At 31.4% G+C, this 943-nt stretch carries 1 protein-coding gene; it reads right to left on the bottom strand.

What is annotated here, in order from left to right; genetic code table 11:
- The coding region (locus ETC00_RS19350; RefSeq protein WP_171567684.1) for a hypothetical protein at positions 1-943 on the bottom strand (943 nt) is incomplete at both ends.

Raw genomic sequence — 943 nt, 5'->3', positions numbered from 1 at the left:
CATTTGAAGGTCAACATGCGGGTAAAATTCATATAGTTTGTCTCCTACATACATAGGAATTTTTTTTTGTGTAGTTAAAACTGAAATTTTATTATGAAACATACCGAAGTAGTCTAATAAAGGATAACGTGTGACCCAAACCATTTTATCCGCAGTAACTTCCATAGCCGCTTGATATAATACATCAGTCCATGTAGCAGGTCTACTAAATAGAGGTGATTCTTTTTCTGTACTTTTACCATCGTAAAATCTTCCCACAAATGTTAAAAACACTTTATCTTGATATTCTTCATCTTCTACAGGTAATTCCACAGGATCGAATCTGTCAACAGGGCTAAATACAAATCTATCTATTTTTTTCTTAATATAATCCTCATTGTAATAAATAGCAGGTTCTTTCAGTTTTAAGTATTTTATTTCACCATTAGCAGTTTTAACCGGGAATTTATTTCCTAGTTTCTCAATTTCCCTTTGGAAAAATCTTTTTGCCCATGAAACAATAAAAGGTGTAAACAGTGAACAGCATTGTGCTAAGGGGATACCGCAATGATAAAAATCTACTTGCATCTCTTCATGTCTATTAGCATGGAATACAGGTGCTGAAATTACTGAACGAGCACCGTAGTCAATAGATTTACCTAGAAGTGATTTTCTTATTAAACCGTGTTTTTTCTCTAGTTTTCCTTTTAAAAGATCATAAATTTCTACAAGTGTTTCCTGAATTTTAGCTCTAGTTGTATTTAAAACGAAGTCAAAGTTATTGTTATTTTTTAAAATAGATGCTAGACGAATTAATTTAGAATATTTGTCATTAATTTCATGGTGAGAAATTTTCCCACTTTCCGAAGATTGTAAATTGACATCTCTATAGTACGCTGGGATTACAATCCAATATTTAGTAAATAACGTGTCCTTATCATAAGCATTAATTAAATCAATACGC

The organism is Brevibacillus sp. MCWH, assembly GCF_013096935.1.
GTDB lineage: Bacteria > Bacillota > Bacilli > Brevibacillales > Brevibacillaceae > Brevibacillus > Brevibacillus aydinogluensis.
The sequence above is the reverse complement of the archived record's forward strand: the minus strand, read 5'-3'. Positions and strand labels throughout refer to the sequence as shown.